Raw genomic sequence first — 25,798 nt, 5'->3', positions numbered from 1 at the left:
CGGCTCGAGAGTCAATCTCGCGCGGCGGTAAAAGCGCGCTACTCGCCCTGGTAGGATTGCGGCAGGCAAGCGGCCAATGCGGACTGGAGGACAGGCTGGATTTGGGCCTGGTCGTCCGGCGACAGCATCGCCGCCTCTGTAGCAGCCGTATCGCGGGCGGCAGCCCAGTCGTCCACCATCGCCTGGTCCTGGATGGCGCCCTGCGAGCCCAACGCGAATACCCGATAGACGGGGCCACTCGCACCCGCCCGGATCTCCCGATCGAGGCATGTGCAGAAGGCCGTGTGATCCTCGGGCACGCCGCCGGAACGCCCCACCTGCTGGATCCGGCAGGACTGCTGCATCCACACCGAATACTGATCGGGATCATCGGCAAACTCAGTCGCGGCAAAGCCGGCAAGACTGGCGATCAAGGCAACAAGCATGACGATTCTCCAATCGGGATGAAAAATAGTCTAACCGATGAACCTAACCCTGCCTTCCCCCGTTCGCGGGGCTGAATGTGCGACAGGCCCCGCGGGCAAGCGTTCGCTTTATTCAAGCCAGACCGTACGCCGAGCCTCTTCCATGGGAGCGGTGGCCAAGGGCCGGGCGAAGGGAAAAGTGCAGATTACATCCGCTCCGGCGCTTCCAGTCCCAGCAGGCTCAGGCAAAGATCGAGCTGTTTCAGCGTCGCTTGTGCCAATGCCAGACGTGAGGCCTTCACCGCGTCGTCTTCGGCGACGAGGACCGGGCAGGCCGAATAGAATTTCGAGAAGGCCTGGGCCAGGGTGAAGGCGTGGTCGCACAGCGCGTTGGGCGCGCGGTTGTCGGCGGCGTTGTCTAGGGCGGCGCTGAAAGCATCGAGGCAGAGCACGAGATCGCGTTCTTCGGGCGCACTGACGAGGATCTTGCCCGGCTTCACACCGGCCTCGGCAGCCCGGCGCATCAACGACTTCACCCGCACGGCGGCATAAAGGAGGTAAGGACCGGTCTTGCCTTCAAAGCTGGTGAAACGGTCCAGATCGAAGACGTAGTTGGTGGTCCGGTAGTTTTGCAGGTCAGCAAACTTGATCGCGGCGAGCCCGACCATGCGCGCCACACGGGCATGTTCTTCGGCGCCGACATCGGCAGCGAGACCCGCTTCCTTGAGGCGTTCATCGGCGCGCTCGATGGCACTGGAGATCAGGTCGGCCAGGCGGAAGGTGCCGCCGTCCCGGGTGCGCAGGCGCTTGCCGTCGGTGCCGTTGACCGTGCCGAATTTCACATGCTCCAACGCGCCCTCGGCGACAAGGCCGGCTTTCTCGGCAGCGCGGAAGACCTGCTCGAAATGATCGCCTTGGGCCAGGTCAACGACATAGAGCGTCAGGTCAGGTCCGACCGACTGCTTGCGGTCGAGAATGGTGGCCAGATCGGTGGTGCCATAGAGCGCCGCGCCGGTCTTCGAGACCAGGATCAACGGTGCCAGCTCTTTCTTGTCGCCGTCACGGGCGACCCGAACGATAAGCGCACCCTCGCTCTCCTCGGCGACATTGCGCGCCTTGAAGTCCTCGACCAGGCCCGGGATCAGGGGATCGACATCGCTTTCGCCCTTCCACAGGTCGAAATGCACACCCAGCGCGCCAAAGTCGCGTTTCAGCGCGGCAACCGATACATCGATGAAATGGCGCAGCAGGGCCCGGTATCCCGGGCGCCCGGCCTGCAGCTCGGCGGTTGCAGTGCGCGAGATTTCCAGCCGCTCGGGGTCGGCCTTGGCCTTGACAGAGGCTTGCGGATAAAGTCGCGCGAGATCTTCGATCGTGACCGGCGGCTCGGACGGATAGCCGTCAGTGATGTCGGCGTCGAAATAGATCAGGCCCGGCTGTTCGTCTTGCAGCTCGGTTATGAGATGACCCATCTGCAGGCCCCAATCGCCGAGGTGAATGTCGGACACGACCGTGTCACCGCGAAAGCGAAACAGGCGCTGCAGACTGTCGCCCAGGACCGACGATCGCAGATGGCCGACATGCATGGGCTTGGCGACGTTGGGGCCACCAAAGTCGATCATCACGGTCTGGGGCGAGCGGGTCAGCGGAGCACCGGCGCGCTCATCGCCGGCGATCTCGGCCGCGCGCTCGCCATAGAGATACTCGGCCGGACGCAAATTGATGAAGCCCGGGCCGGCGATTTCCGCCGCCCCGATTTGCGGGATTCCGTGCAGGGCGTCGATCAGCTTCGCCGCCAGTTCACGCGGATTGGTCTTCGCCTGCTTGGCCGCCGGCATGGCGCCGTTGCACTGGAAGGGAAAGATTTCCGGCTTCTGTTTGGACGGCGTGACACGGCCCAGCTCGCGCGGCAGCTCGAGGGAGGCAAACGCGTCGCCCAGCGCAGCGCTGAGCTGATCGGCAATCGAAGGCATGTGTCTAGTCCTGGCCGGCTGCCACGCGGAAACGCTGGCCGGAGCGGTTGAAGGCGATCTGCTCCTCGGTCAGCTCAAAGCCGACAAGGATTTCGAAATTGACGCCCGACGTGCCTTCATTGGCACGCGGGATGGAAATCGCGTCGATCGTTTCAGTGCGATAGACCCGATCACGACCAGCCGGAAACCGGACCTGGACCGGAAAGACTTCCGTCGCCATCACGGCCATGTCGCGACGGGTCACGGCGACGAAAAACTCATAAGTCCGGGCATCGCCCTGCGCCGCCGGTCCACGGCCAAAGCCGAAATCGATTTCCAGATTTGCGAGGATCGGGCGCTCGCCGTAATAGCTGCACAGCGAACGGACCGCCAGGATCTCACCGGTGAAGCCGACGTTTTCGTAGATCACTTCGTCATTGCGCAGTTCAACAATCCGGTGCGCGTCATACAAGGACAGGGCCGACGGGCACGGGCCGGCGTTTGGCTCCGGGTTGGACAAGGCTTCCTGTACGCTCTGGCAGGAGGTCAGCAGGCCCGCCATGGCGGCCATGGCGGCTAAAGAACGCACGGATTTGAACGACATTGTGTACTACCTGTCCTGGAAACAGTCCCGGCCGCTGGCTTGGGACCGGGCTCTTTGTTAGGACGGTCATACGATGGCGATGCCGCTTCCGCAACGCCATCGCTGAAGGAGAGATGAGCGTGATAGCGACACCCCGCCCCCCGCTGACCATCCTGCGCGCGGCACCGCGCGGCTTCTGCGCCGGTGTCGACCGGGCCATCCAGATCGTGGAGCGTGCGATCGATCGCTTCGGGGCCCCGGTCTACGTGCGTCACGAGATCGTTCACAACCGGCATGTCGTGGAGCGCCTTGAAGCGCTCGGTGCCGTTTTCGTCGAGGAACTCGACGAATGTCCGACAGATCGTCCGGTGGTGTTTTCCGCCCACGGCGTCGCCAAGGCTGTTCCGGCCGAGGCCGAGCGCCGCGATATGGTCTATGTCGACGCGACCTGCCCGCTGGTTTCGAAAGTCCATGTCGAGGCGGAGCGGCATTTTGCGAACGGCGATGAAATCATCCTGATCGGCCATGCCGGTCACCCTGAGGTGGTTGGTACGATGGGGCAGTTGCCGGACGGCGCCATCACCTTGGTCGAGACCATGGCCGACGTCGAACGGTTCAAACCGAAGGATCCCGCCCGGTTGGCTTTCGTCACCCAGACCACCCTCTCGGTCGACGACACCTCGGCGATCGTCAGCGCCTTGCAGGAACGGTTTCCGGACATGAAGGCACCGCACAAGGAAGACATCTGCTACGCGACCACCAACCGCCAGGCCGCTGTGAAGGCGATGGCGCCACGCAGCGACATCGTGTTCGTGATCGGCTCGCCGAACTCGTCCAATTCGGTCCGGCTGGTGGAGGTCGCCCAGCGCGCCGGGGCTCGAGCGGCGGCCCTGGTCTCCTGCGCAACCGATGTCGACTGGAGCACGCTCGGATCGATCCGCACGGTCGGCATCACGGCGGGCGCCTCGGCACCGGAGGATCTGGTGGAAGGCCTGATCGAGGCGTTCCGGGCGCGATTCGATGTCCGGCTGGAAGATATTCGCGTGACCGATGAGGATGTGGTGTTCAAACTCCCCCGCGCCGTAGCCTGAGGACAGACAACATGGCCGAGAACAAGACCCAGCCGACCGCAACGTCACCCGCGGACTTCATCGCCAGTTTAGAACACCCGACTCGCCGTGCCGATGCCGAAACCCTGTTGGAAATCATGGGACGGATAACCGGCTGGGAGCCACGCATGTGGGGCCCCTCAATCATCGGGTTCGGCGAGTATCACTACAAGTATGAAAGCGGCCGCGAAGGCGATTTCATGCGCACCGGATTTTCGGCCCGCAAGGCCAATCTCGTGCTCTACATCATTCCCGGGTACAGCAATTACTCGGACAAACTCGCCCGGCTCGGAAAACACAAGATCGGGAAGTCCTGTTTGTACATCAATAAATTGGCCGATATCGACATGACTGTTCTGGAAGAGATCATCCAGGCCGGCGTCGACGACATGGCGAAGAAGTACCCACTTTGAGCACCATCACCATACACACTGACGGCGCCTGCTCCGGCAATCCCGGGCCGGGAGGCTGGGGCGCCATTCTTGAATGGAATGGTCACCGCAAGGAACTCAAGGGCGGCGAGGCCGATACCACCAATAACCGGATGGAAATGATGGCCGCCATCCAGGCGCTGAAAGCGCTCAAAAAGGCCGATCGTTCGGTCATCCTGATCACCGACAGCGTCTATCTGCGCGACGGGATCACCAAATGGATCCATGGCTGGAAAAAGCGTGGGTGGAAAACCGCCGACAAAAAGCCGGTCAAGAATGTCGATCTTTGGCAACAGCTCGATGAGCTGACCCGGTCACACACGATCGACTGGCGCTGGGTGAAGGGCCATGCCGGCGACCCGGGCAATGAAAGGGCTGACGAACTCGCCCGGGAAGGCCTGGCCGAGGCACGTGATCGCTAGGCCTGTCGCGATTGATCGCGGCATTTCGCCATCGCGGGGCCGGGCGCAGTCTCGCGACGCAGGGCTTCCAGCACATCGGGCAGATTGAGCGGCTTGGTGAAATAGCCGGTCGCACCTATGCGGGTGCACAGTTCGCGGGTCGAACGGGTCGCATCAGCCGTCAGAGCAAAAATCGGGATCCGGGAATATGCGGCATCTGATGCGCGAATGCGGCGGATCGCCTCGTCACCGGACATGACCGGCATCTGGATATCCATCAGCACGGCATCGAAGACATGTGTGCCGAGCAGGTCGAGCGCTTCACGGCCATTCACGGCCGTGATGACGTCGTAGTGATTGTGCTGCAACAGGGCCGTGACCACCATCAGGTTGGCCGGGACGTCATCAACCACCAGAATCCGTTTTCCGGCATCCTCACCGGTGACCGACTGCGATGACAATGTCGGCGCCTCGGTGGCACTGCGGCTGTCATCTGCCGGCAGGGGCAGGTTGAACCAGAAAGTCGAACCCTCGCCCATGACACTGTCCACGCCGATATCACCGCCCATCAAGGTCACCAGCTCGTGGCTGATGGCCAGTCCAAGGCCCGTCCCGCCATACTGCCGGGTAATGGAGCTGTCCGCTTGGGCGAAACGGTCGAAGATGGTCGCTTGATGGGCCGCGTCGATACCGGGTCCGGTATCGCTGACCCGAAAACCGACGCTGTGTCCGTCTCCGGCCAGGATGTCGACACGGACCCGTCCGCTGGCGGTGAACTTGACCGCATTGCCGATAATGTTGATCAGCACCTGTCGGATCCGCTTCTCATCACCAATCACAAACCGGGCCACGTCCGGTGAAAGCGTGACGTCGAGGTCGAGCTGCTTTTCCTTGGCCCGCATCTCCATGATGTCGCCGACCATTGCGACCAGCGCCTGCATCTCGAACGGTCGACGCTCGAGCTCGATCATGCCGGATTCAATTTTGGAAATGTCGAGAATGTCGTCAATCAGGTCCGCCAGCGCCTGTCCGGAATTGCGGATTGTCTCGACGTGCCGGGCCTGCTTGTCGGTCAGCTCTGTCAATTGCAGAATCTGGGTCATGCCAAGGACGCCATTGAGCGGTGTCCTGATTTCATGGCTCATATTCGCCAGAAATTCCGACTTGGCATGGCTGGCGCTTTCGGCCCGCTCACGCGCCTGGTCAAGAGCGGCGGCCTGTTCGATGTCAGCGGTCACATCCATGTGGACGCCGGTCATGATCGGCGGCGCATCAAGCCTTTCCCGATAGACACCAAATGACCGCACATGCCGATAGCTGCCATCCGAGCGCAGATATCGATATTCCTGCTTGAGGTGCCCTTTGGTCGCGTAGGCGCGGTCAATGGCCTTGGCAATTGTTTTCCGGTCATCCGGATGAATGCCCGCAATCCAGTCGGACGGCGACGGATCGGGTGCATCGTCAGGAATGTCAAACAGGCGGCGACTGCCCTCATCCCAGTGATAGACCCCTGTCGAGGGGCAAACGTCCCAGACACCGATGCCCGAACTTTCGAGAGCCACCTCCAGCCGTGTCGAGACAAGGCGCAGCTCCTCCTCACGCTCCCGGCGCTCGGTAACATCCTGGAACGAACCGACCAGGCGTACCGGTCTTCCGTCGCGCAGCACCCGGCGACCAACGGCCCGGACCCAGATTCGCCGGTCCTTTGCCGTAATGAACGGCAATTCAATATCCCAAGGCTCGCCCGTTTCGACGCAATGGGCGACCTTTGCTGAAATCAGGTCGCGGACTTCCGGTGCGTAGAATTCGATCGCGGTTTCCATGTCAGGCAGATAGTCCGCGTCCACGTCATGGATCTGGCGGGTAATGTCATCCCAGATCGGTGTCATGGTATCGAGATCGATTTCCCAGCTTCCGATCCCGCCCAGCTCGGTGACAGCGGACAGGCGCTCCAGCAGCGACTCCAAGCGGTTCTGGCTCTCGATCAGGCCGGCTTCGGTCAGCTTGCGCTTGGTCACGTCAAACCGGATGAAGATGAAGCGCTCTATCTCCCCGGCCGCGTTCATCTGGGGGGCGACGATCGAGTCGACCCAGAACATCTCGCCAGACTTGCTTCGGTTGCAAATTTCTCCGCGCCAAGGTCTGCCGGCCCGGATGGTCGCCCACAAGTCTTGCCAGAACGTGTCCGGGTGCATGCCGGAGCTTTGCAGGGCTTGGTGGGTCCGTCCGATGATTTCGTCAGTGCGGTAACCGCTTTGTCGGCAAAAGGCCTCGTTGACGTCCAGAATGACGCCATCCGGGTCGGTGACACTGAAGATCGTGTGCTCCCGGATCACGTCCATCAAGGACCGGGTCTCGAGCAGCGCCTGGCTGAGTCGTTCCTCGGTCCGATTGCGTTCGGTGATGTCAGTCTGAACCGAAATAAAGCCCGAACACGTACCGTCAGCATCGAAAATTGGTGTCAACTCGATCAACACCGTGAAGGTCCCGCCGTCCTTGCTCCGAAGCACGAGTTCGCCCTGATACTCGATGCCCGCGCGGACGGCCTCTGCCTTCTTCTTGACGATGATCGGGTCCGAGAGTTCGCAATGCAGTACATCGCCGGGCCGACGGCCCAGCAACTCCTCAGCCGCATAGCCGGTCAACTGCTCAAGGGCCGGGTTCACCCATTCGATACGGCCCTCCCGGTCCATGATCGCGACCGAGGCATGGGTGTGGCGGGCAACCAGCGCCAGCCGTTCATGTTCTCGTGAGACAGCGCGCTCGCGGATCAGGTCCTCGACCATTCGGGCCAGCGACACGAGTCGGTTGCGGGCCCTGTCATCCAGTTCCAACCGGGCATCATGGATTGCACACAGCGTGCCCAGCTTCTCCCCGGACGGAAGTTGCAACGGCACCCCGGCATAGCCCCGGATATGCGGTGCCCCGGTAACGAGGGGATTGTCGGCGAACAACGGATCTGCGAGGGCATCCGGGACCTCGTAGACATCGTCCTGTAGGATGGCGTGGTGACAGAAGGCCCAGGATCGCGGCGTCTCGGTCGCCGGCAGGTTGACGGCGGACTTGAACCATTGCCTGTCGCGATCCACCAGGGAGACGGCTGCCATCCGGGCGCCGGTAACCGCGGTTACAAGATCCGTGATGTCGTCATAGCCGGTCTCGGCTTCGGTATCGAGCAATCGCAGGGCGTGCAGCGCTTCAAGGCGATTTTCCTCGCGACTGTCCGACATGATGGGGCCTGCTGGAAACTTCTGAGACGGTCAGGGATGCGAAGATCAGCCGAAATGGGCAAGAAAACGTAAAGAGCCGCCCGAGAGGGGCGGCTCTTCAGTCAATCCGGCGTCAGCTGTGGATCAGTCGCCAAGTCGGAACTCGAGCTCGCGGGAATGACCGTCTGTCTGGTCCGCAGCCGGTGCGTAGCGCCAGTTCTCGATGGCGGCGAGTGCGGCCCGGTCGAATACACCGGCCGGCGACGCCTCCACCACCTCAGCATTGACGACATGACCGCTGGCGTCGATCGAGTAGGCAATGCGAACAGTGCCTTCGATGCCACGACGCTGGGCGCCACGCGGATACTCCGGAGCGACCAGCTCAACGGTCTCCCGCTCGGGCCCGTTGTTGGCAGCAGCCGGAGCGCTGAAGGCGACCGGTGCGATGATCGCGGAGAAACATGCAAGGGCGGAGAGGATATTGTTTTTCATGGCGCTCACTCGGCGTTGTTGGTTACGACTGTGAGCGCGGGTTTAGGCGCACCGGGTTGCCGCCGGCTTTCGGCAATCGCTAAAATTTGAGCGAACCCTGTCATATGATATACGCAGGGACGCCCAAATTCTTCGCTTACGAAACAACAGTGAGAACGACGCCGTTGATCGCGTTGACTTTCAGGATTGATCCGGCCACGGGATTGGTCCCGTCCAGCGTCTCGGCAGCCCATTCGCTGTCACCATAGCTGACCCGTCCGCGACCGGACGCAAAGTCCGCCACCACAGTCACCCGCTGCCCGACCATCCGAGCCGAACGGTCATTCAACCCGCTGGAGCCTCCCGCCATCATCGACGGGCGCACCCAACGGTCACCGGCCCACAGCAGCACAAAGGACAGCATGGCGAAGACAGCCAGTTGGACCGGCCAGCCAACCCCGAGCACTTCCAGGGCGACAAAGCCGGTCAGGAAGGCGGCCGCCGCAGGCCACAGGAGATAGGTCGTGCCGGTGAGCAATTCGGCGATCAGGATCACGCCGGAGACGGCCCACCAGGCCCAGAGATTCATGCGGTCAAAGACCGACAGCAGCATTTCCATCATGAGACCTCCTTCACGACCGCGCAGCCGCTATGACTTGCGCGTGGCTTCCGAAACGGCGTCGTGCGCCGCCTTGCCCAGCTCACCCACACCCGTGATCGTCGACAGGATGTTGGAGAATTCAGCCGGGATGATCACCGTGCGCTGCTGCTCGCTGGTCGCCAGCTTGCCGAACGCCTCGATGTATTTCTGGCCGAGGAAGTAATTGATCGCCGACACATCGCCCTTGGAGATGGCATCCGACACCATCTGGGTGGCGCGGGCTTCGGCCTCGGCTTCGCGTTCACGGGCCTCGGCATCCAGGAAGGCACTTTCCTTGCGGCCTTCAGCCTCGCGGATCGCCGCTTCCTTCTCGCCCTCGGCGCGCAGGATGGCAGACTGTTTGGCCCCCTCGGCCTCGAGAATCTCGGCCCGCTTCAGGCGCTCGGCTTTCATCTGCCGAGCCATGGCCTCGGTGATGTCGACCGGCGGTGACAGGTCGCGGATCTCCATCCGGGTGACCTTGGCCCCCCAGGGATTGGTCGCGGCGTCGATCACACCCAACAGGCGGGCATTGATCTCGTCACGCTTGGACAGGGTCTCGTCCAGGTCCATGGACCCGATCACCGTCCGCACATTGGTCAGCGACAGGTTGATGATGGCGAAGTCGAGATTGTCGACCTCATAGGCCGCCCGCGGCGCGTCCAGCACCTGGATGAACACAACGGCGTCGACCGAAACGGTCGCATTGTCCTTGGTGATGACATCCTGGTTGGGCACGTCGAGAACACGCTCTCGCATGTTCATCTTGTACCCGACCGTATCGATGAACGGCACCAGGAAGTGTAGTCCGGGCTTGAGGGTCCGCGTGAAACGTCCAAAGCGCTCGACGGTGAACTCCTTGCCCTGCGGCACTGTCTTGATCACCGATGCGATGATGAACAGCGCCAGGACGAAAAGAACACCAATTCCGATCGTGATAAAGTCCATGCGAACCCCCTTCTTGATTGATTCAAACCAGCCCGGAACGGGTTGGCGCTAGAGCTGGCCCAGGATGTGGTCGGCTGACGACACCTTGAACTCACCTGGTGCTTCAACATTCAGCTCGGCCACAACGCCGTCCTTGACCAGGATCGAGAAACGCTGGGCGCGCACGCCCATGCCGAAGCCCGTTCCATCCATTTCAAGGCCGACCGCCTTGGCAAATTCACCATTGCCGTCTGCCAGCATGACGACATCATCGCCGGCATTCTGGGACTTGCCCCAGGCGTCCATGACAAAAACGTCATTGACCGAAAGGCAGGCAATTGTGTCGACGCCCTTGCCACGAATCTCGGCGGCCTTCTCGACAAAGCCCGGCAGGTGCTTGGCCGAGCAGGTCGGTGTAAAGGCGCCCGGCACTGCAAACAGGGCAACAGTCTTGCCCGCGAACACATCGTCCGTGCTCAGCTTGTTCGGGCCATCAGCTGTCATGGTCATGAAGCTGGCGGCGGGAAGGCGATCTCCGACCGAGATGGTCATGGCATTTCTCCTGTTGATCAATGGTGGCGGCTATCCGCACGGCAAGATAGCGGGAACCCGGCTGGACGCGTCCCCCTTTTGGGGAGAACATGTCCGTCATGGCTCCAGCAAGTTCGACACATGTGGACGAGACCTCCCTCGGCGGCAAGCTTTTGATTGCAACGCCCGCCATCGGCGATCCGCGGTTCGACAGATCCGTTATCCTGATCTGTGACCACACACCGGAAGGCGCCATGGGGATCATCATCAACAAGCCGGCCGACGGACTGCAACTGCCCGAACTTTTCGAGCAATTGGAAGTCGAAGGCAGCTTGCCCGTACCGGACCGGGCGGTTCTGGCCGGCGGCCCGGTCGACAAGGATCGCGGCTTCGTGCTGCACACCCGCGACTACGCCCGGGACGAGACGACGCTGCCGGTTACCGACCGGATCGGTCTGACCGCGACAAAGGATATTCTGGAAGCGATGATCTCGGCTTCGCCGCCACAACGCAGCCTGCTGGCACTGGGGTATTCGGGTTGGGGTGCCGGACAGCTGGAAGATGAGCTGGTGGCCAACGCCTGGCTGGTCTGTGACATGGATGAACACCTTGTGTTTGACACTGATGCCACAGACAAATGGCCGCGGGCGCTTGAACTTCTCGGGATCAGCCCGCAACACCTCTCCGCCCTGTCCGGTCACGCCTGACCGACGCCACTCCGGAAACTGCCCATGGCTCCCAAAATCGTTGAATCCGGCGAATTCGCCGGCTGGCGCATATGGCCCGATGACCCGTTCGAACAAACGGTCGGACCCTTTTACATGCGCATCGGCGCTGACGGACCGGAAATGGCCTTCCGGGCCGAGCGCCGGCATCTCAACGGCATGGGCGCCGTGCATGGTGGCTGTTTGATGAGTTTCGCCGATTTTGCCCTGTTCGGGATCGCCCACGAAGCATTGGCCCCGTCCGGCTACGGCGTCACGGTCGCGTTTACCTCGGAATTCATTTCGGGCGCGAAGGAAGGTGCACTGATTGAGGCCCGGGGCGAGGTGTTGCGGGCGGGCGGTTCGCTGATATTCGTGCGCGGCCTGATCACCGGGGACGGCGCAGCCTGTCTCAATTTCTCCGGCACACTGAAACGTCTCCGCAGCTGAATCGCCAACCGGTGCAGGCCGGCAGGATCAGGCCGGCAGAGGTGGTTTGAAGTGCCCGGGCAGACCGTCGATCAGGGCCTGTTCGGCCGCATCGGGCGACAGTGCTCCGGCATAGCGATATCCCTGCGCATACTGACAGCCAATCGCTGCAAGGCGGTCTGCAGCCGCGGCATTTTCGACTCCTTCGGCGACGACCTTCATGCCGAAATGCGTGGCCAGCTGGATCACCGACTGCACCACGGTACCGGCGGCTTCGTCTCCGGCCATGGCCCGAACGAAATAGCGATCAATCTTGACCACATCGAATGGCAGCATGTCGAGCCGCGCCAAGGAGGAATAGCCGGTGCCGAAATCGTCAAGCGCCAGCGAGATGCCGCCTCCCGCCAGGCGCTGCATGGCGCTCTCGGCCAGGTCCGGGTCGTCCATGATCTCGGTTTCTGCGATTTCCAGCTTGAACGCGCCGGCCGGAAGCCTCGCCTCCGCAACACTCGCCAGGAGCGCGGTGACGAAATTCGGGTCGACCAGCTCGCTGACGGTCGCATTGGCCGAAATGAAGAGACCGGAAGCCCCCGGATGAACCTTGCGCCAGGATGACAGGTCCGCCACCGCATGTCCGCGCACCGTCGTCGATATTCGGTTCAGCAGGTCCAGCTCGCTGGCCATGGCCAGGAAGTCATCCGGCGCCAGTACGCCCACGCCCGGACGATCCCAGCGCGCCAGCGCCTCGAAACCGGCCAGGCGGCCACTGTCCAGTGAGATGATCGGCTGGTACCAGGCCAGCAACTCACCGTTCTCCACCGCATTGGCCAGGGTATGCTCCTCGCCGATCCGGCTCGACCGTTCACGGGCAATACCCGCCGGAGTCATCAGGCCTTCAACCCGCCCGTCCGCGTCGCGACGGCCCAGAAGCCGGACATAGACCAGTCGGTCATCAGCGCCGATCAGGCGGATGCGAAGATCCACCAGCTCTCGGTCCATGGCAGCGACGAGGCGCGACTGGTCTGCCGGTCCCAGCCGATCGAGGAAATCCTGCCAGGCCATGGCCTCAGCCTCGAGCCCGAACGCGGCGGTGTCACCGGTCAGCCGGACCTGGTCTGCCGTCGGGTCACAGGCGAAGGCGACAGCACCGGCCGCCCTCACTCCGGCTTCAAATCCGGTTTCGGTCATGTGCGCAAATCACTCGAAAGGATGGCGAAGCGATCATGGTCACGCCACTCGCCGGCGATGTTGAGGAAGGAGCGCGCACGCCCCTCATGGATGAAGCCGACCGATTCAAGAAGCTGGCGTGACGCCTTGTTGGCGGGCTGACAGGCCGCCTCGACCCGATGCAGGCGGAGTTCGTCGAAGGCGAAGGCCAGCACCCGCCGGACTGCCCGACCCGTATGTCCCTTGCGGACATAGGGCGAGCCGATCCAGTAGCCGATATCGGCCGATTGCAGCACGCCGCGTCGGACATTGTTGAGATTGCAGGCCCCCAGCAGGACATCGTCACGGGCACGGACCACGAAGAACGGATAGCCCAACCCGGCGTCCCGGTCGGCCTGGTAGCGCTCGATCCGGCGGCGAAAAGCGCCCTTGGACAGCTCATCGCTTGTCCAGGCCGGTTCCCAGGGTTCGGTGTGGGTGCGGCTGGCACTGCGCAGTTTGGCCCAGCCTTCATAGTCCGACAGGGTCGGAGCCCGCAGGCGAATGCCCTGACCGGTCAGTGTTTCGTCCCATGAAGTTTCGCGCCAGACTGCCAAATTCCATCTCCGTCACGGGGCGGATGTTATTCCGCCTTCTTGTCCTTGTCGCCATCTTGCGATGGCTTTGATCGTCGCAGTCGCCCCCGGCTGACATGCAGGGCGAGATAGACCCCGACCAGGGCGAGCGCGAGGCCATACCAGGTCAGCGCATAGCCGAGATGCTTGGCCGGCGGCGTCTGGCTCAGCGACAGGGGCATGCCATTGTCAGAGCGCGCCCAGACATCCAGCAGCGAGCCCGGGTCGATCCCGAGAGCCACCGCCATCGTCTCTGCATCATGGCTATACCACGCATTGGTGTCCGGATCGTTGCCGGGGGTGAACAGGCCTGCAGTCGGCGGTGTCTCGACACGCCAGGTCTGGACCGTCGTCTGCTCGCCGCTGACCCAGTCTTCGAAGGCCACTTCGACCAGCAGGTAGCGCGGCGCGGCGCCTGCTTCGCAGACCGGTGCGCGCATCAGCGCCAGGCGCATCCAGCCGGCGGTTTCACGCAAGGCATAGAGCCGCAGCGTCTCACCGGTCAGCGGCACCGGACCGGTTACCGGCGGTGAAACCGCGCCTGCCTGCGGTGAACAGATCGCCTCCCGAAAGCTGACGGCCGCGCCGCGCGCCTCATAGGCGGCGATCAGATCGCTCTTCCACGCCATGCGCTGCATCTGCCAGCCGCCCAGCATCACCAGCAGGACCAAGCTGGCCAGGGCAAAAACAGTGAGGACGGGTAGCGGCCGGAAGCGGAGCATGACGGTCTTGATCCTTGCCGAAAACGAAGGCCTGCCAGAAGCGGCGCCCCTCAATCGTCCAGCCGCGCCTCCTGGGCGTCGTTCTGGAATTGCAGCGCAAAAAGCAGGCCCTTGATCGGTCGCAATGTGACAATGCAGGCGATCGGCACGAAAGGCAGCTGCAAAAGCGCGTGCACCCACCAGGGCGGGTGGAAGGCCGCTTCAAACAGGAGAAAGAGAACCATCGCCAGGAAACCGACGATGAAAAGCACGAAGACGGAGGCCCCGTCGCCAACATCGGCGCTCTCGAAACCGGCACCGCAGACATCACAGCGTGGGGCGATCTTCAGGAGGCCGTCAAACATGGCCCCCTCCCCGCATTCCGGGCAGCGCCCTTGGACGCCAGTGGAAAACGGGGAGGGCTTGTCCATGTCAGTTATCAGCCCTGATAAACCACGTAGACGAAGGCAAACAGGAACAGCCAGACCACATCAACGAAGTGCCAGTACCAAGCTGCAGCCTCGAGACCGAAATGCTTCTTCGCGCTCATTTGGCCTGCCAGAAGGCGGAACAGGCAGACGGCGAGGAAGATGGTCCCGATGACCACATGTGCGCCGTGGAAGCCGGTCGCCATGAAGAAGGCAGATCCATAGAGATTGCCGCCATCCGCCATCGAGAAGGCAAAATGGGCTTCGGAGTATTCATAGACCTGCAGGGCCGTGAAGAACATGCCCAGCAGGACCGTGAAAATAAGGCCGGTAATCGCACCCTTTCGGTCATCATGCTGGAGCGCATGGTGGGCCCAGGTCACCGTGGTACCCGACAGCAGCAGAACCAGCGTGTTCATCAGCGGGATGTGCCACGGGTCGAAGGTTTCCACACCCGCCGGCGGGAAGGTCGCGAGGGCCGGGTCGAGACGGACTTCCGGGAAGATCGCATACTCGAAGAAGATCCAGAACCAAGCCACGAAGAACATGACTTCCGAAGCGATGAACAGGATCATCCCGTAGCGCATGCCGATATCGACGACGGCGGTATGGTCACCGCGCTTGGATTCCTTGATCATGTCGCCCCACCAGCCGATCATCGTCCAGATGACCACGCCGAAGCCGACGATCAGTCCGCCCCAGGATCCCTCGGCCAGCATGAAGGCGAGCGGGTGCTCGGCATGGACCAGTCCGGCCATGTTGCCGACAGCGCCGACAGCCAGAAGAAAGGCGCCCACAGAGCCCACAAACGGCCACGGGCTCGGGTCAACCAGGTGGTAGTCGTGTTTGGCAGCATGCCCAGCCATCGCGAATCTCCTGCGATCTCAAATCAGCGAAGTGTGCCCCTGATACGCGGCACACCCGAAAGGTTCAATGCTAAGGCGCGGCGTCGGCGGCGGCCGACCCCCCGTCTTGGGACTCAAAAAACGTATAGGACAGCGTGATGCCGGCAACATCATCCAGGCGTCTTTCCTCGTCCATCAACGGGTCGACGAAGAACAGGACCGGCATCTCGATGCTCTCGCCCGGCTGCAATGTCTGCTCGGTAAAGCAAAAGCACTCCAGCTTGGAAAAATAGGTCGCGGCCTTGTAGGGCGCGACATTGAAGGTCGCGACACCGGTCACCGGCACACTCGAATCATTGGTCGCCGTGTAGTAGGCCAGCGCTGTTTCACCGAGGCGGACGGTCATTGACCGCTGCGCCGGCTCAAAGGTCCAGGGCAGGTTGCGATTGGTGTTGGCGTCGAAATAGACGGTGACTTCCCGGTCGAGGATTTCGCCCGCCTCGCCGACAGCGACCTGGGTCGTGCCACCATAACCGGTCACCTGGCAAAACAGGTTGTACAGGGGCACTGACGCATAGGCCGCCCCGACCATCGCCGCCGCACCGATCGCTGCATAGGCCGCGACGCGGGTATTCTTGTTGGCAGGCAGTCGCATCATGCGCCCGCTCCTGCCGCCGCTGTCTGGCCGAGACGGACGACTGTGATCGCGAAAACAGCGACCATGAAGCCGACCAGAGACCAGGCGATCACGATATTGCGCTTGTTGCGCGCGCCTTCCTGCTCAGGCGTGAGCTTGACGGTCTCGCCGGTGGGCAGGCCTTCGCGGGCACTCATCAGATCATTGTCTTGGGTCATGGTGTCACTCCGGGAATGATCACATAGGCACCAAATGCGTGCTCAACAATCAATGCGGCAAATAGCACCGTCAGATAGCCGATCGAGTAGGCGAACAGGTCACGGGCCGCCTTGTCACCAGCACGCACGGCATAGAGAGCGCCGTCCTCGGCCGATCCGGCCTCGCCGGCACGAGAGCGGAAAATCCGCCAGGCCAACAGCAGGAAGAGCGCGCCGCCACCCAGCGAAGTCGCCCCGTAGACCGCGCCGCCAAGTCCGGTCAGGACCGGCGCACCGGCAAAGACGACCAGAACGATGGAATAGAGCAGGATCTGCAAACGGGTCGACTTGGCACCCTTGGCGACCGGCATCATCGGCACATTGGCCGCGGCATAGTCACCCGACTTGTAGAGCGCCAGGGCCCAGGAATGCGGCGGCGTCCACAGGAAGATGATCATGAAGAGGATGACCGCATCGAGCGAAATCTCGCCGGTCACCGCGACCCAACCGATCATCGGCGGGAAGGCCCCGGCAGCGCCGCCAATGACAATATTCTGTGGCGTCGAGCGCTTGAGGATCATCGTGTAGATGACGGCATAGAAGAAGATGGAGAAGGCCAACAGGCCGGCGGCGAGGTAATTGCTTGCCAGCGCCATCAACAGCACTGACAGGACCGCTGCGACCACACCGAAGCCATAGGCATTGCTGACCGACACCACGCCGCGCGGGATCGGTCGCTTGCGGGTGCGTTGCATGGTGGCGTCAATATCGGCGTCATAGGCCATGTTCAGGGCGCCGGCGGCCCCGGCACCGACCGCCAGACAGAAAATCGACATGAAGGCCAGGAACGGATCCGCATCGACCGGCGCCGCGATGAGACCGGCAAAGGCGGTGAAGACGACCAGCGTCATCACCCGCGGTTTCATCAGGTCAAAATAGTCGCGGGGCGAGGCTGTCGAAACAGCCTCGCCCTCTGCGCGATGGTCGCTTGGGGTCACGGTGGTGTCCAAGAGTCCGCCCTATTTGATCTTCGGAAGTTCCGAGAACTGGTGGAACGGCGGCGGCGAGGACAGCGTCCACTCCAGCGTCGTGGCACCCTCACCCCACGGATTGGCCTCGCCCTTGCGGCGACGGACAATGGCGTCCACCAGCACCGCGAAGAACAGGACCATTCCGACCAGCATGATCACATAGCCCCAGGACGAGACCGAGTTCCAGAACTCGAAATTGTCCGGGTAGTCGACATAGCGGCGTGGCATGCCCTGCAGACCCAGGAAGTGCTGCGGGAAGAAGATCACATTGGCGCCAATGAAGAAGAAGAAGAACTGGGCGCGAGCGAGGAAGGAATTGTATTTCACGCCGAAAATCTTCTCGAACCAGTAGTACCAGCCAGCAAAGATCGCGAACACGGCGCCCAGGGACAGCACGTAATGGAAGTGGGCCACCACGTAATACGTGTCGTGGAGGGCCTGGTCGACGCCGGCATTGGCCAGCACCACGCCCGTCACACCGCCGACGGTGAACAGGAAGATGAAGCCGATCGCCCACATCATCGGGGTGCGGAACTCCATCGAGCCGCCCCACATGGTGGCGATCCACGAGAAGATCTTGATGCCCGTGGGCACCGCAATGACCATCGTCGCGGCGACGAAATAGGCCTTCAAGTCAACCGGCATGCCAACGGTATACATGTGGTGCGCCCACACGAGGAAACCGATGAAACCAATCGCCACCATCGCATAGGCCATGCCGAGATAGCCGAAGATCGGCTTGCGCGAGAAGGTCGACACGATGTGCGAGATGATGCCGAAACCGGGCAGGATGAGAATGTAGACTTCCGGGTGACCGAAGAACCAGAACAGATGCTGGTACATCACCGGATCGCCACCACCGGCGGGATCAAAGAAGGCCGTGCCGAAATTGCGGTCGGTCAGCAGCATGGTCAGCGCGCCGGCCAGAACCGGCAGCGACAGCAGCAGCAGGAAGACCGTCACCAGAACCGACCAGACGAAGAGCGGCATCTTGTGGATGGTCATGCCCGGAGCGCGCATGTTGAAGATGGTGGTGATGAAGTTGATGGCGCCCAGGATCGACGAGATACCGGCAATGTGCAGCGACAGGATCAGGAGATCCATCGCCGGGCCGTTATGGCCCGAAGTCGAGAGCGGCGGGTAGAGCACCCAACCACCGCCAAAGCCCAGGTCGGCACCGGCACCCGGCACGAACATCGACATCAGCGCCAGGGCAAATGAGGCCGGCAGCAGCCAGAACGAAATATTGTTCATCCGCGGGAAGGCCATGTCCGGAGCGCCGATCATCAGCGGTACGAACCAGTTGCCGAAACCGCCGATCATCGCCGGCATGACCATGAAGAAGATCATGATCAGCGCATGCATCGTGGTCACGACATTGTAGTTGTGCGCGTTCCCGAACAGGGCTCCCCAGCCGGTGTCCTCACCGGTGAAGACCTGGAGACCCGGCTCCATCAACTCCCAACGGATCAGGCCGGACAGGCCGCCACCGATGATCCCCGCGAAGATCGCGAAGACCAGGTACATCGTACCGATGTCCTTGTGGTTGGTGGACAGCACCCAGCGGCGCCAGTCCCACATGCTGGGGGTGTGATCGTCGTGCGTAGCGGCGTCAGCAGACATGGTTCAGCCCATCCCTAGTCGAGTTGCGCCAGGCGCGTTTCCCGCGCGGCGGTATATTCAGCGATGATCGCGTCGGCGGCTTCGGAGTATTCGTCCTCGGCCTTGGCCGCGATCCAGGCGTCAAAGACGTCCTGGGGCACGGCATGGACTTCGATCGGCATGAAGGCATGGCGCAGGCCACACAATTCCGAGCACTGCCCGTAATAGACGCCTTCCTCGGTCACTTCGAACCAGGCTTCGTTGATGCGCCCGGGAATGGCATCCATCTTGGTGCCAAAGGCCGGCATCGCCCAGTTGTGGATGACGTCGGTCGCCGTGACCTGAAGACGGACCGTCGCATTGACCGGAACCACCAACGGGTAATCAACCGACAGGTTGCGCAATTGGCCCGGCTGCAGATCCTCGTCCTCGATCATGTTCGAGAAATACTCCGCGACTTCATGGTCGGGATATTCATAGGACCAGTTCCACTGGTTGCCGGTCGCCTTCAGCGTGAAGTCAATCTCCGGCGGGAGCTCGTCCTGCAAATACAGGAGCGGGAAGGACGGGATCGCGATACCGATCAGGATCAGGACCGGCAGCGCCGTCCATACGACCTCGAGCAGCGTGTTGTGGCTGTTCTTGGAGGGCGTTGGATTGGCCTTCCGGTTGTAGCGGATCATCACCCAGACCAGCAGGCCCATCACGAACAACGTGATGACGGTGATGATAACCAACAGGATATTATGGAAAGACACGATGTCTTCCATGATCGGCGTCACGGCGGGCTGAAAGCCCAACGCTCCGTCAGTCGGCTGGCCGGGCGTAGCGAACGCGGTGGCAGCGAAAGTCGTCCAAGTGAGCGCAAGTGCGGTCAGGAATCGCATGGCTTCCCCATACAAGTCAGGCATTAAGGCGGGAATCCCCCACCGATGGCGGCGGAATATAGAGAGCGTCTCCGGCCCTGTCAGGCCATCAACGGTATTTTTTCTCGTGTCTTCACACACTGGGCGCCGCATTACAGGAGAATGACCGGCTGCGAAAGGCCGCATGTCCAGCTCGCGAAGTTATGATCAGGCGTTGTTCCATCACGTGGTTAGTATGGAGCGGTTCATAGCAACGGAAAGGAGCGACCGATGCGTCCATTCGTCTCACTCGCTGCCCTGATGGTTTGTATGAGTACTACTCCGGCAGCCGCACAACTGCAGGTACTGGGGCAGTCCCCAGCCGCCGCCTGTTACCGTCACGCCATGGCCGAACGCCATGATGTGCGCGCGATGCAGGATTGCGACATCGCCCTGCGCGACGGCCGCGTGAGTCGGCGTGACCGTGCCGCCACACTGGTCAATCGGGGCATATTGAAGATCCACCAGAACCGGCATGTCGACGCACTCGACGATTTCGAGTCCGCCGAATCAATGGGCGGGTTCGCACCCAGCGCCCTGGCCGTTAACCGGGCCTGTGCCCTGATCGGACTGGGTCGATATCACGAAGCGATCGAGCAGACCGACCTGGCCATTCGCGACCATGATATCCGCGAAGCTGACGCATGGCTCAATCGCGGCATCGCGCTTGAGGCTCTCGACGAACTCGCCGCGGCCTATGACTCCTACCGTCAGGCCCGGCATCTCAGACCGGGTTGGGACCGGCCGGTAAACGAGCTGTCACGGTTTCGCATCACGTCACGCTAGTTCACCGCTCCACCGGCGTCCCGACGAGCGACTGTGCTCGACAGGCCTGCTTGTGTTCACGCCCGGGGTCGGCTCGACTATGTATGGTGTCGAGAAGCCCCCGGGAGTGCACGCATCATGTCCGATGATCCAATCAGCCAGTTCGATTTTGATGCCGACAGCGTGCAGCCGATCCTGCATGACGCCCTGCACGGTGCCGATGATGGCGAGCTTTTTCTGGAGACCGAGGTTTCCGAGTCGCTGGTCTTTGATGATGGCCGCCTGAAAGCCGCCAATCTGGACTCCTCGCGCGGATTTGGATTGCGCTGCGTTGCGGGCGATGCCTTTGGCTACGCCCACTCCTCAGACCCGACGCTGGACGCGGTACGCCGCGCCGCCGAGGCCGCATCGGCCGTCAAGCGGGGCCATGCCGGTGTCCTGGCACCGCCACCGGACGGCACCAATCGCAAGCTCTACGACGCGATCGACCCGGTCGCGCGTCCCGGTTTCGAGACCAAGGCTGCGCTGCTCCAGGAGATTGATGCCTATTGCAGAACCCGGGATGCCAGCGTGGTCCAGGTCTCGGCTTCGATCGCCGGCGCCAAGCGCTCGGTTTCAATCTTGCGCTCGGGTGGCGATCTGAAAAGCGATGTCCGACCGCTGGTGCGACTGAACGTATCGGTTACCGTCGAGCGTGGCGGTCGCCGCGAGACCGGATCGGCGGGAGCCGGTGGCCGCGCCGAGTTCGACCGCTGGATCACGCCTGACGCCTGGAAACCGCTCGCCGACGAAGCCCTGCGCATCGCCCGCGTCAATCTGGATGCCGTCGACGCGCCCGCCGGCGTGTTCGACGTTGTGCTCGGACCGGGTTGGCCGGCTGTGCTTCTGCACGAGGCGGTCGGTCACGGGCTGGAAGGTGATTTCAACCGCAAGGGCTCATCCGCCTTCGCCGGCCGGATGGGCCAGCAGGTCGCTGCCAAAGGCGTCACCGTGATCGACGACGGCACCATGCCGGAACGCCGCGGCTCCCTGACCATCGACGATGAGGGCACACCGACCGAACGCTCTGTGCTGATCGAGGACGGCATCCTGACCGGCTATATGCAGGACCGGATGAATGCCCGCCTGATGGGCCACAAGCCGACCGGCAACGGCCGCCGCCAGTCCTATGCCCACCCGCCCCTGCCGCGCATGACCAATACCTACATGCTGGCCGGCGAGCACAAGCGCGAGGAAATGGTCGAGAGTCTGAAGGACGGCATCTATGCGGTGAATTTCGGCGGCGGTCAGGTCGATATCACCTCCGGCAAGTTTGTCTTCCAGTGCACCGAGGCCTATCGGGTCCAGGACGGCAAGGTGGTCGCCCCGGTCAAGGGCGCGACCCTGATCGGTGACGGCCCGACCGCCCTTACCCAGATCACCATGATCGGTGATGATTTCGAGATGGATCCCGGTGTCGGCATGTGCGGCAAGGGCGGTCAGGGCGTTCCTGTCGGAGTTGGTCAGCCCAGTCTCAAGATTTCCGGCCTGACCGTCGGTGGTTCCGGCGGTTGAAGACCGCCATTTCGCCTTCGCTCCATATCTGACCAAAATTTCATGAGACCCTGTCCGGGCAGTCAGACGCTGACCGTTCAGGACCCTATTTCCGTTACATGACAAGGCTGGGCCTCCGCCCGGCCCCGCTACCCGACGCGCCGAAATAACAGCCGCGTGAGCAACGTTACGGAAGCTTACGTATCGCCGCAGCTACGTCACCCGTACAGGAGGGCAACGGGGAGTTGGGCAGGTACAAAGCGTAGGGACATCATGCGAGGGATTTTCATGAACGGGGTGGCCGGTGTTTTCATCGGCGCACTTGCAAGCACGGCTGCGGGTGCCATGCAGACCGCTCCGGCCGCCGGCAATGCCGGTCAGGCCCAGATACAACGGCAGCCGGGGGTCGCTGCCTATCAACCGGACTATTTCACGGATTTTGCCCCGGTCACGGCGCTGGACATGGTCTCGCGCGTTCCGGGGTTTGGACTGTCGAATGGCGATACCAGCCGCCGCGGCCTGGGTGACAGCTTCGGCAATCTGCTGATCGACGGGCGGCGCCCGTCCAACAAGTCACTGTCCCTGCAGACCGTGCTGCAGCGCATTCCGGTCGATGATGTCGAACGGATCGAACTGATCCAGGAAGCCCTGCCGCAATACGATATGCGCGGTCATTCCCGGCTGGTGAATGTTGTCCTGCGTGAAGGGGCTGGCGTGTCCGGCTCCTGGGATGCCCGGATCCAGCTGTCCGACAGCGGACGGCTCGGCCCGCGCATCATCGCCTCCTACACCCGGCCGGTCGGCCCGACCGAGATGACTTTTGGCCTCGACACCGGCATGTCCGGCAATAGGGTCCAGCGCCGCGAGTCGCGCCAAGATGGCAATGGCGTCGAGTTCTCGCGCGGATCCGACAATGACCAGCGTCAATACGAAGAGTTCGCGCCCAGCTGGTCCATGAACTGGGATATCAACGACCGCTCACGCCTGCGCATGGACGCCCGCGCCAATGTCTGGACCTGGCATCGGGTGCGCTATGCCGCGTATGACAGCGTCGCTGGCGACACGCTGACGCCGCACCGGCTCGAGCACAATGAGACCGAAAACCATGGCAGCCTGTATTCCGGTACCCTGTCCTACCAACGCGATCTGACCGACCAGATCTCGATCGAGACCATGCTGCTGGCCACCCGGGACCGCTGGGAAGACGGGCCGGAAGCCTATGAGAACTATGATCCAATCGCTGGCTTCACTGACTCGGTCATCGTCAGCGCCGGCGCTGAAATGGAAGAGACCGCCATCCGTCAGACCCTGTCCTGGGACCCGAACGAACGCCACTCGCTCGAATTCGGCGGCGAACACGCGATCAACTCACGCGACACCCATCTGGCCCTCTCCGAAAATGACGGCGTTACCATTACGCCAATCGCCCTGCCGGTCGCCGCGACCCGCGTGGAGGAAAGCCGCAGCGAAGTGTTTGCCAACCATGTCTGGCAGATCAATGACCGCTTCAGCCTGGAAAGCGGCCTGCGCTACGAGTTCTCGGAAATTGTCCAGACCGGCGACGCCCAGCAGACCCGCTCCTTCACCTATCCCAAGCCCAGTGTGACGCTGAACTACCGCGCCGATGACCGAAACCGCTTCCGCTTTGCCGGCCGTCGCGACGTCGATCAGCTGGAGTTCGGCAAGTTCGCCTCCTCGGTCGACGTAACCGACAACAACTCCACCCTCGGCAATCCGGACTATGTGCCGCAACGCACCTGGACGTTGGAAGCCGAATGGGAACGTCGTTTCGGCGATGCCGGCTCCTTCTCGCTGCAGATCGGCTATGACTGGGTCGAGGACCTCGATGGCTGGGTTTCTATCGTCACCCCGACCGGCGTGTTCGACGCGCCGGGCAATATCGGCGACGGCACAAATCTGCGCGTGACCGGCAACATGACCACTCCGCTCGACGCGCTGGGTATCAACAATGCCGTGCTGGATGTCTTCCTTGAATGGTATGACACCAATGTCGAAGACCCGCTGACCGGTTTCGACCGTCCTTGGTCGGGAACCCGGGAGTGGGAGCTGTCCCTCGATTTCCGCCAGACCTTCCCGCAGAGCCAGATGGCCTGGGGTTGGGACTATCATTGGGTTACGGACGGCGAAGTGTTCCGCTCGCGCGAATACCAGCTGCACAACAATACCGATGGCGATCTGGACATCTATGTCGAGACCACCCGCTTCTTCGGTGTGACGCTGAGGGCCCAGGTCGATGGCGTCTTCAACACCGGCGATGACCGTCAGCGCGTTTTCTATGACGGGTCCCGGGCCAGCGGCATCATCAACGGGACCGACTACCGGAACTTCACGATGGGACAGACCTATCAGATCAGCGCCCGCAGCACCTTCTAGACCTGGATGCCGCGGATGTTGACGGCAGCGGTGGCCCCCCGCCGCTGCCGATCACAATCGGGAGAGCAGGCCGCAATCCGGTGGCGGCCCTTTTGGGCTGCGGCTAGGTTGTCGGTCTGCCCTTCCTGCAAACGCGGTCGGGCGAGTTGATCAACCTGCGTCGGCGCAGGGTTACCGTCGCACCGGCATCGCGGCGCCCCTCATGCCGCGAACAGGCCGAGGAGCGCACATGCCGAGCCAACCGATACGCCCCCGTTCCAGGAGACTTGCTGCAGCGGCACTCGCTGCGCTCCTGGCCGGCACCGCCCTGACCGGCACGGCCGCCGCCCAGACCCATGTCCAGCTTGAGCGGGCCGCCAGCGGCCACCTGCTGCTGCCGGTGACCCTGGAGGACAGCGAACCGCGCCTCTTCATTCTCGACACCGGCGCCAGTCACACCGCCATCGCACAGACGGTCGCCGAGCAGATCGGTTTCGTGTCGCAATGGGAGACCTACGACCTGGTGCAGTCGCTGAATGCGCGTTTCGACGCCGAACGATATCCGATCGAACATCTCTACGTGCCGGGCCTCGACGCGGTCAGCGTCAACAGCGTCGTCATCCCCGTCCCGGCCGACCACCCGCTGCCGGTCGCCGGCCTGCTTGGCGCCGACGCCATCGACGCCGACCGCTACGAGATCGACTTCGACGGGCTCCAGCTGATCCTCGACAGCGAGGCCGCCCGCCATCCGGACGGTCAGATCGAACGACGCGGCCTGCTGATCGGCGAAGCCCGGCTGCGCCGCCGCTCGGCACCGGTCCATGTCATCATCGACACCGGAAGCTCGCACACGCTGATCAATCGCCAACTGCGTCGGCACCTGTTTGATGCCGGCGTACAGTTCAACATCAATGTTGCCGTCACCGGGATCGAGGATGCCGATGGCGAGGAGGCTCGCCCGGTCCTCATCCGCCAGCTGCAGATCGGCGGCCTGTGTGTCGACCAGGCTCCCGCCCTGCAATCCGATCTCGACGTATTCGACGCACTGGGCTGGGCCGACGAGCCGGCCATGATCCTCGGCATGGACACGCTCCGATACGCCCGCATCCGGGTCGACCGTGCCGCCGGCGTATTCGAGATCTCCGGCACGACCGAGGACACGCAATGCAATGGCGACCGGGTGCAGATGCCCGGGCTCTGATCCGCTCA

At 62.5% G+C, this 25,798-nt stretch carries 27 protein-coding genes; 9 read left to right on the top strand and 18 right to left on the bottom strand.

Going from position 1 to position 25,798, the window contains the following annotated elements:
* Positions 1–38 precede the first annotated feature (38 nt).
* The 3 genes from VOI18_RS09405 to VOI18_RS09395 all read right to left on the bottom strand — a co-directional run bounded on the left by VOI18_RS09405 (position 39) and on the right by VOI18_RS09395 (position 2,960).
* Positions 39–425 (bottom strand): hypothetical protein, encoded by a 387-nt coding sequence (locus tag VOI18_RS09405; protein ID WP_323762147.1) that lies wholly within the window; start codon positions 423–425, stop codon positions 39–41.
* Between the two features lie 185 nt (positions 426–610).
* A complete protein-coding gene (argS, locus tag VOI18_RS09400; protein WP_323762146.1) occupies positions 611–2,377 on the bottom strand; it encodes an arginine--tRNA ligase in 1,767 nt (588 codons plus the stop codon).
* Between the two features lie 4 nt (positions 2,378–2,381).
* Positions 2,382–2,960 (bottom strand): hypothetical protein, encoded by a 579-nt coding sequence (locus VOI18_RS09395; RefSeq protein ID WP_323762145.1) that lies wholly within the window; start codon positions 2,958–2,960, stop codon positions 2,382–2,384.
* A 119-nt stretch (positions 2,961–3,079) separates the two neighbouring features.
* Here VOI18_RS09395 and ispH point away from each other — a divergent pair, with 119 nt between their 5' ends.
* Genes ispH through rnhA form a run of 3 tightly spaced genes read left to right on the top strand, consistent with a single transcriptional unit; the run spans position 3,080 to position 4,901 of the window.
* Positions 3,080–4,030, top strand: coding sequence for a 4-hydroxy-3-methylbut-2-enyl diphosphate reductase (gene ispH / locus VOI18_RS09390; RefSeq protein ID WP_323762144.1), 951 nt, complete (start codon positions 3,080–3,082; stop codon positions 4,028–4,030).
* Between the two features lie 11 nt (positions 4,031–4,041).
* Entirely contained in the window at positions 4,042–4,461 is a 420-nt protein-coding gene (locus VOI18_RS09385; RefSeq protein WP_323762143.1) for a DUF1801 domain-containing protein, read from the top strand.
* A complete protein-coding gene (gene rnhA / locus VOI18_RS09380; protein ID WP_323762142.1) occupies positions 4,458–4,901 on the top strand; it encodes a ribonuclease HI in 444 nt (147 codons plus the stop codon). Before VOI18_RS09385 ends, rnhA begins: the two co-directional genes overlap by 4 nt.
* On the opposite strand, the gene VOI18_RS09375 is transcribed toward rnhA, so the two are convergent.
* The 5 genes from VOI18_RS09375 to VOI18_RS09355 all read right to left on the bottom strand — a co-directional run bounded on the left by VOI18_RS09375 (position 4,898) and on the right by VOI18_RS09355 (position 10,679).
* Positions 4,898–8,110, bottom strand: a complete 3,213-nt coding sequence (locus tag VOI18_RS09375) for a PAS domain S-box protein (RefSeq protein ID WP_323762141.1) — start codon at positions 8,108–8,110, stop codon at positions 4,898–4,900. The genes rnhA and VOI18_RS09375 overlap by 4 nt on opposite strands.
* A gap of 123 nt (positions 8,111–8,233) precedes the next feature.
* Positions 8,234–8,581: an energy transducer TonB gene (locus VOI18_RS09370; RefSeq protein ID WP_323762140.1), complete on the bottom strand. Its 348-nt coding sequence runs from the start codon at positions 8,579–8,581 to the stop codon at positions 8,234–8,236.
* 136 nt (positions 8,582–8,717) lie between these two features.
* Entirely contained in the window at positions 8,718–9,182 is a 465-nt protein-coding gene (locus VOI18_RS09365) for an NfeD family protein (RefSeq protein WP_323762139.1), read from the bottom strand.
* A 27-nt stretch (positions 9,183–9,209) separates the two neighbouring features.
* Positions 9,210–10,148 carry an SPFH domain-containing protein gene (locus VOI18_RS09360; RefSeq protein WP_323762138.1) on the bottom strand — a complete coding sequence of 313 codons (939 nt, stop codon included), beginning with the start codon at positions 10,146–10,148 and terminating at the stop codon, positions 9,210–9,212.
* Between the two features lie 48 nt (positions 10,149–10,196).
* Entirely contained in the window at positions 10,197–10,679 is a 483-nt protein-coding gene (locus tag VOI18_RS09355; RefSeq protein WP_011644159.1) for a peroxiredoxin, read from the bottom strand.
* A gap of 98 nt (positions 10,680–10,777) precedes the next feature.
* Between VOI18_RS09355 and VOI18_RS09350 the strand changes: the two genes are divergently transcribed.
* Together VOI18_RS09350 and VOI18_RS09345 are read left to right on the top strand one after the other, a co-directional pair.
* Positions 10,778–11,365, top strand: a complete 588-nt coding sequence (locus tag VOI18_RS09350) for a YqgE/AlgH family protein (RefSeq protein WP_323762137.1) — start codon at positions 10,778–10,780, stop codon at positions 11,363–11,365.
* Between the two features lie 24 nt (positions 11,366–11,389).
* Entirely contained in the window at positions 11,390–11,812 is a 423-nt protein-coding gene (locus VOI18_RS09345) for a PaaI family thioesterase (RefSeq protein ID WP_323762136.1), read from the top strand.
* A 27-nt stretch (positions 11,813–11,839) separates the two neighbouring features.
* On the opposite strand, the gene VOI18_RS09340 is transcribed toward VOI18_RS09345, so the two are convergent.
* From VOI18_RS09340 to coxB, 10 genes are all read right to left on the bottom strand, one after another.
* On the bottom strand, positions 11,840–12,979 hold the full coding sequence (locus VOI18_RS09340; RefSeq protein WP_323762135.1) for an EAL domain-containing protein: 1,140 nt from the start codon (positions 12,977–12,979) through the stop codon (positions 11,840–11,842).
* Positions 12,976–13,554 carry a GNAT family protein gene (locus VOI18_RS09335; RefSeq protein WP_323762134.1) on the bottom strand — a complete coding sequence of 193 codons (579 nt, stop codon included), beginning with the start codon at positions 13,552–13,554 and terminating at the stop codon, positions 12,976–12,978. Before VOI18_RS09335 ends, VOI18_RS09340 begins: the two co-directional genes overlap by 4 nt.
* Positions 13,555–13,580: 26 nt before the next feature.
* Positions 13,581–14,294 (bottom strand): SURF1 family protein, encoded by a 714-nt coding sequence (locus VOI18_RS09330; RefSeq protein WP_323762133.1) that lies wholly within the window; start codon positions 14,292–14,294, stop codon positions 13,581–13,583.
* A 50-nt stretch (positions 14,295–14,344) separates the two neighbouring features.
* A complete protein-coding gene (locus VOI18_RS09325; protein WP_323762132.1) occupies positions 14,345–14,638 on the bottom strand; it encodes a DUF983 domain-containing protein in 294 nt (97 codons plus the stop codon).
* 74 nt (positions 14,639–14,712) lie between these two features.
* Positions 14,713–15,567 carry a cytochrome c oxidase subunit 3 gene (locus tag VOI18_RS09320; protein WP_323762131.1) on the bottom strand — a complete coding sequence of 285 codons (855 nt, stop codon included), beginning with the start codon at positions 15,565–15,567 and terminating at the stop codon, positions 14,713–14,715.
* A 70-nt stretch (positions 15,568–15,637) separates the two neighbouring features.
* Entirely contained in the window at positions 15,638–16,204 is a 567-nt protein-coding gene (locus tag VOI18_RS09315) for a cytochrome c oxidase assembly protein (protein ID WP_323762130.1), read from the bottom strand.
* The gene (locus VOI18_RS09310) at positions 16,201–16,401 is read right to left on the bottom strand and encodes a protoheme IX farnesyltransferase (protein ID WP_323762129.1); all 201 of its coding nucleotides are present in this window, start codon (positions 16,399–16,401) and stop codon (positions 16,201–16,203) included. Before VOI18_RS09310 ends, VOI18_RS09315 begins: the two co-directional genes overlap by 4 nt.
* The gene (locus VOI18_RS09305) at positions 16,398–17,390 is read right to left on the bottom strand and encodes a heme o synthase (protein WP_416374871.1); all 993 of its coding nucleotides are present in this window, start codon (positions 17,388–17,390) and stop codon (positions 16,398–16,400) included. Before VOI18_RS09305 ends, VOI18_RS09310 begins: the two co-directional genes overlap by 4 nt.
* A 9-nt stretch (positions 17,391–17,399) precedes the next feature.
* On the bottom strand, positions 17,400–19,034 hold the full coding sequence (gene ctaD / locus VOI18_RS09300) for a cytochrome c oxidase subunit I (RefSeq protein ID WP_323762127.1): 1,635 nt from the start codon (positions 19,032–19,034) through the stop codon (positions 17,400–17,402).
* A gap of 14 nt (positions 19,035–19,048) precedes the next feature.
* A complete protein-coding gene (coxB, locus tag VOI18_RS09295) occupies positions 19,049–19,900 on the bottom strand; it encodes a cytochrome c oxidase subunit II (RefSeq protein ID WP_323762126.1) in 852 nt (283 codons plus the stop codon).
* Between the two features lie 288 nt (positions 19,901–20,188).
* On the opposite strand from coxB, the gene VOI18_RS09290 reads away from it, so the two are divergent.
* The 4 genes from VOI18_RS09290 (at position 20,189) to VOI18_RS09275 (ending at position 25,790) form a co-directional block, all read left to right on the top strand.
* Positions 20,189–20,704 (top strand): hypothetical protein, encoded by a 516-nt coding sequence (locus VOI18_RS09290; protein WP_323762125.1) that lies wholly within the window; start codon positions 20,189–20,191, stop codon positions 20,702–20,704.
* Between the two features lie 117 nt (positions 20,705–20,821).
* Positions 20,822–22,237: a metalloprotease TldD gene (gene tldD / locus VOI18_RS09285; RefSeq protein WP_323762124.1), complete on the top strand. Its 1,416-nt coding sequence runs from the start codon at positions 20,822–20,824 to the stop codon at positions 22,235–22,237.
* A gap of 252 nt (positions 22,238–22,489) precedes the next feature.
* Positions 22,490–24,610 carry a TonB-dependent receptor plug domain-containing protein gene (locus VOI18_RS09280; protein ID WP_323762123.1) on the top strand — a complete coding sequence of 707 codons (2,121 nt, stop codon included), beginning with the start codon at positions 22,490–22,492 and terminating at the stop codon, positions 24,608–24,610.
* Between the two features lie 229 nt (positions 24,611–24,839).
* On the top strand, positions 24,840–25,790 hold the full coding sequence (locus VOI18_RS09275) for a retroviral-like aspartic protease family protein (RefSeq protein WP_323762122.1): 951 nt from the start codon (positions 24,840–24,842) through the stop codon (positions 25,788–25,790).
* Positions 25,791–25,798 lie beyond the last annotated feature (8 nt).

The sequence above is a fragment of the Maricaulis sp. genome (assembly GCF_034670125.1).
In the GTDB taxonomy this organism is placed as follows: Bacteria; Pseudomonadota; Alphaproteobacteria; order Caulobacterales; family Maricaulaceae; genus Maricaulis.
This window is presented reverse-complemented; position numbering and strand designations above follow the sequence as displayed.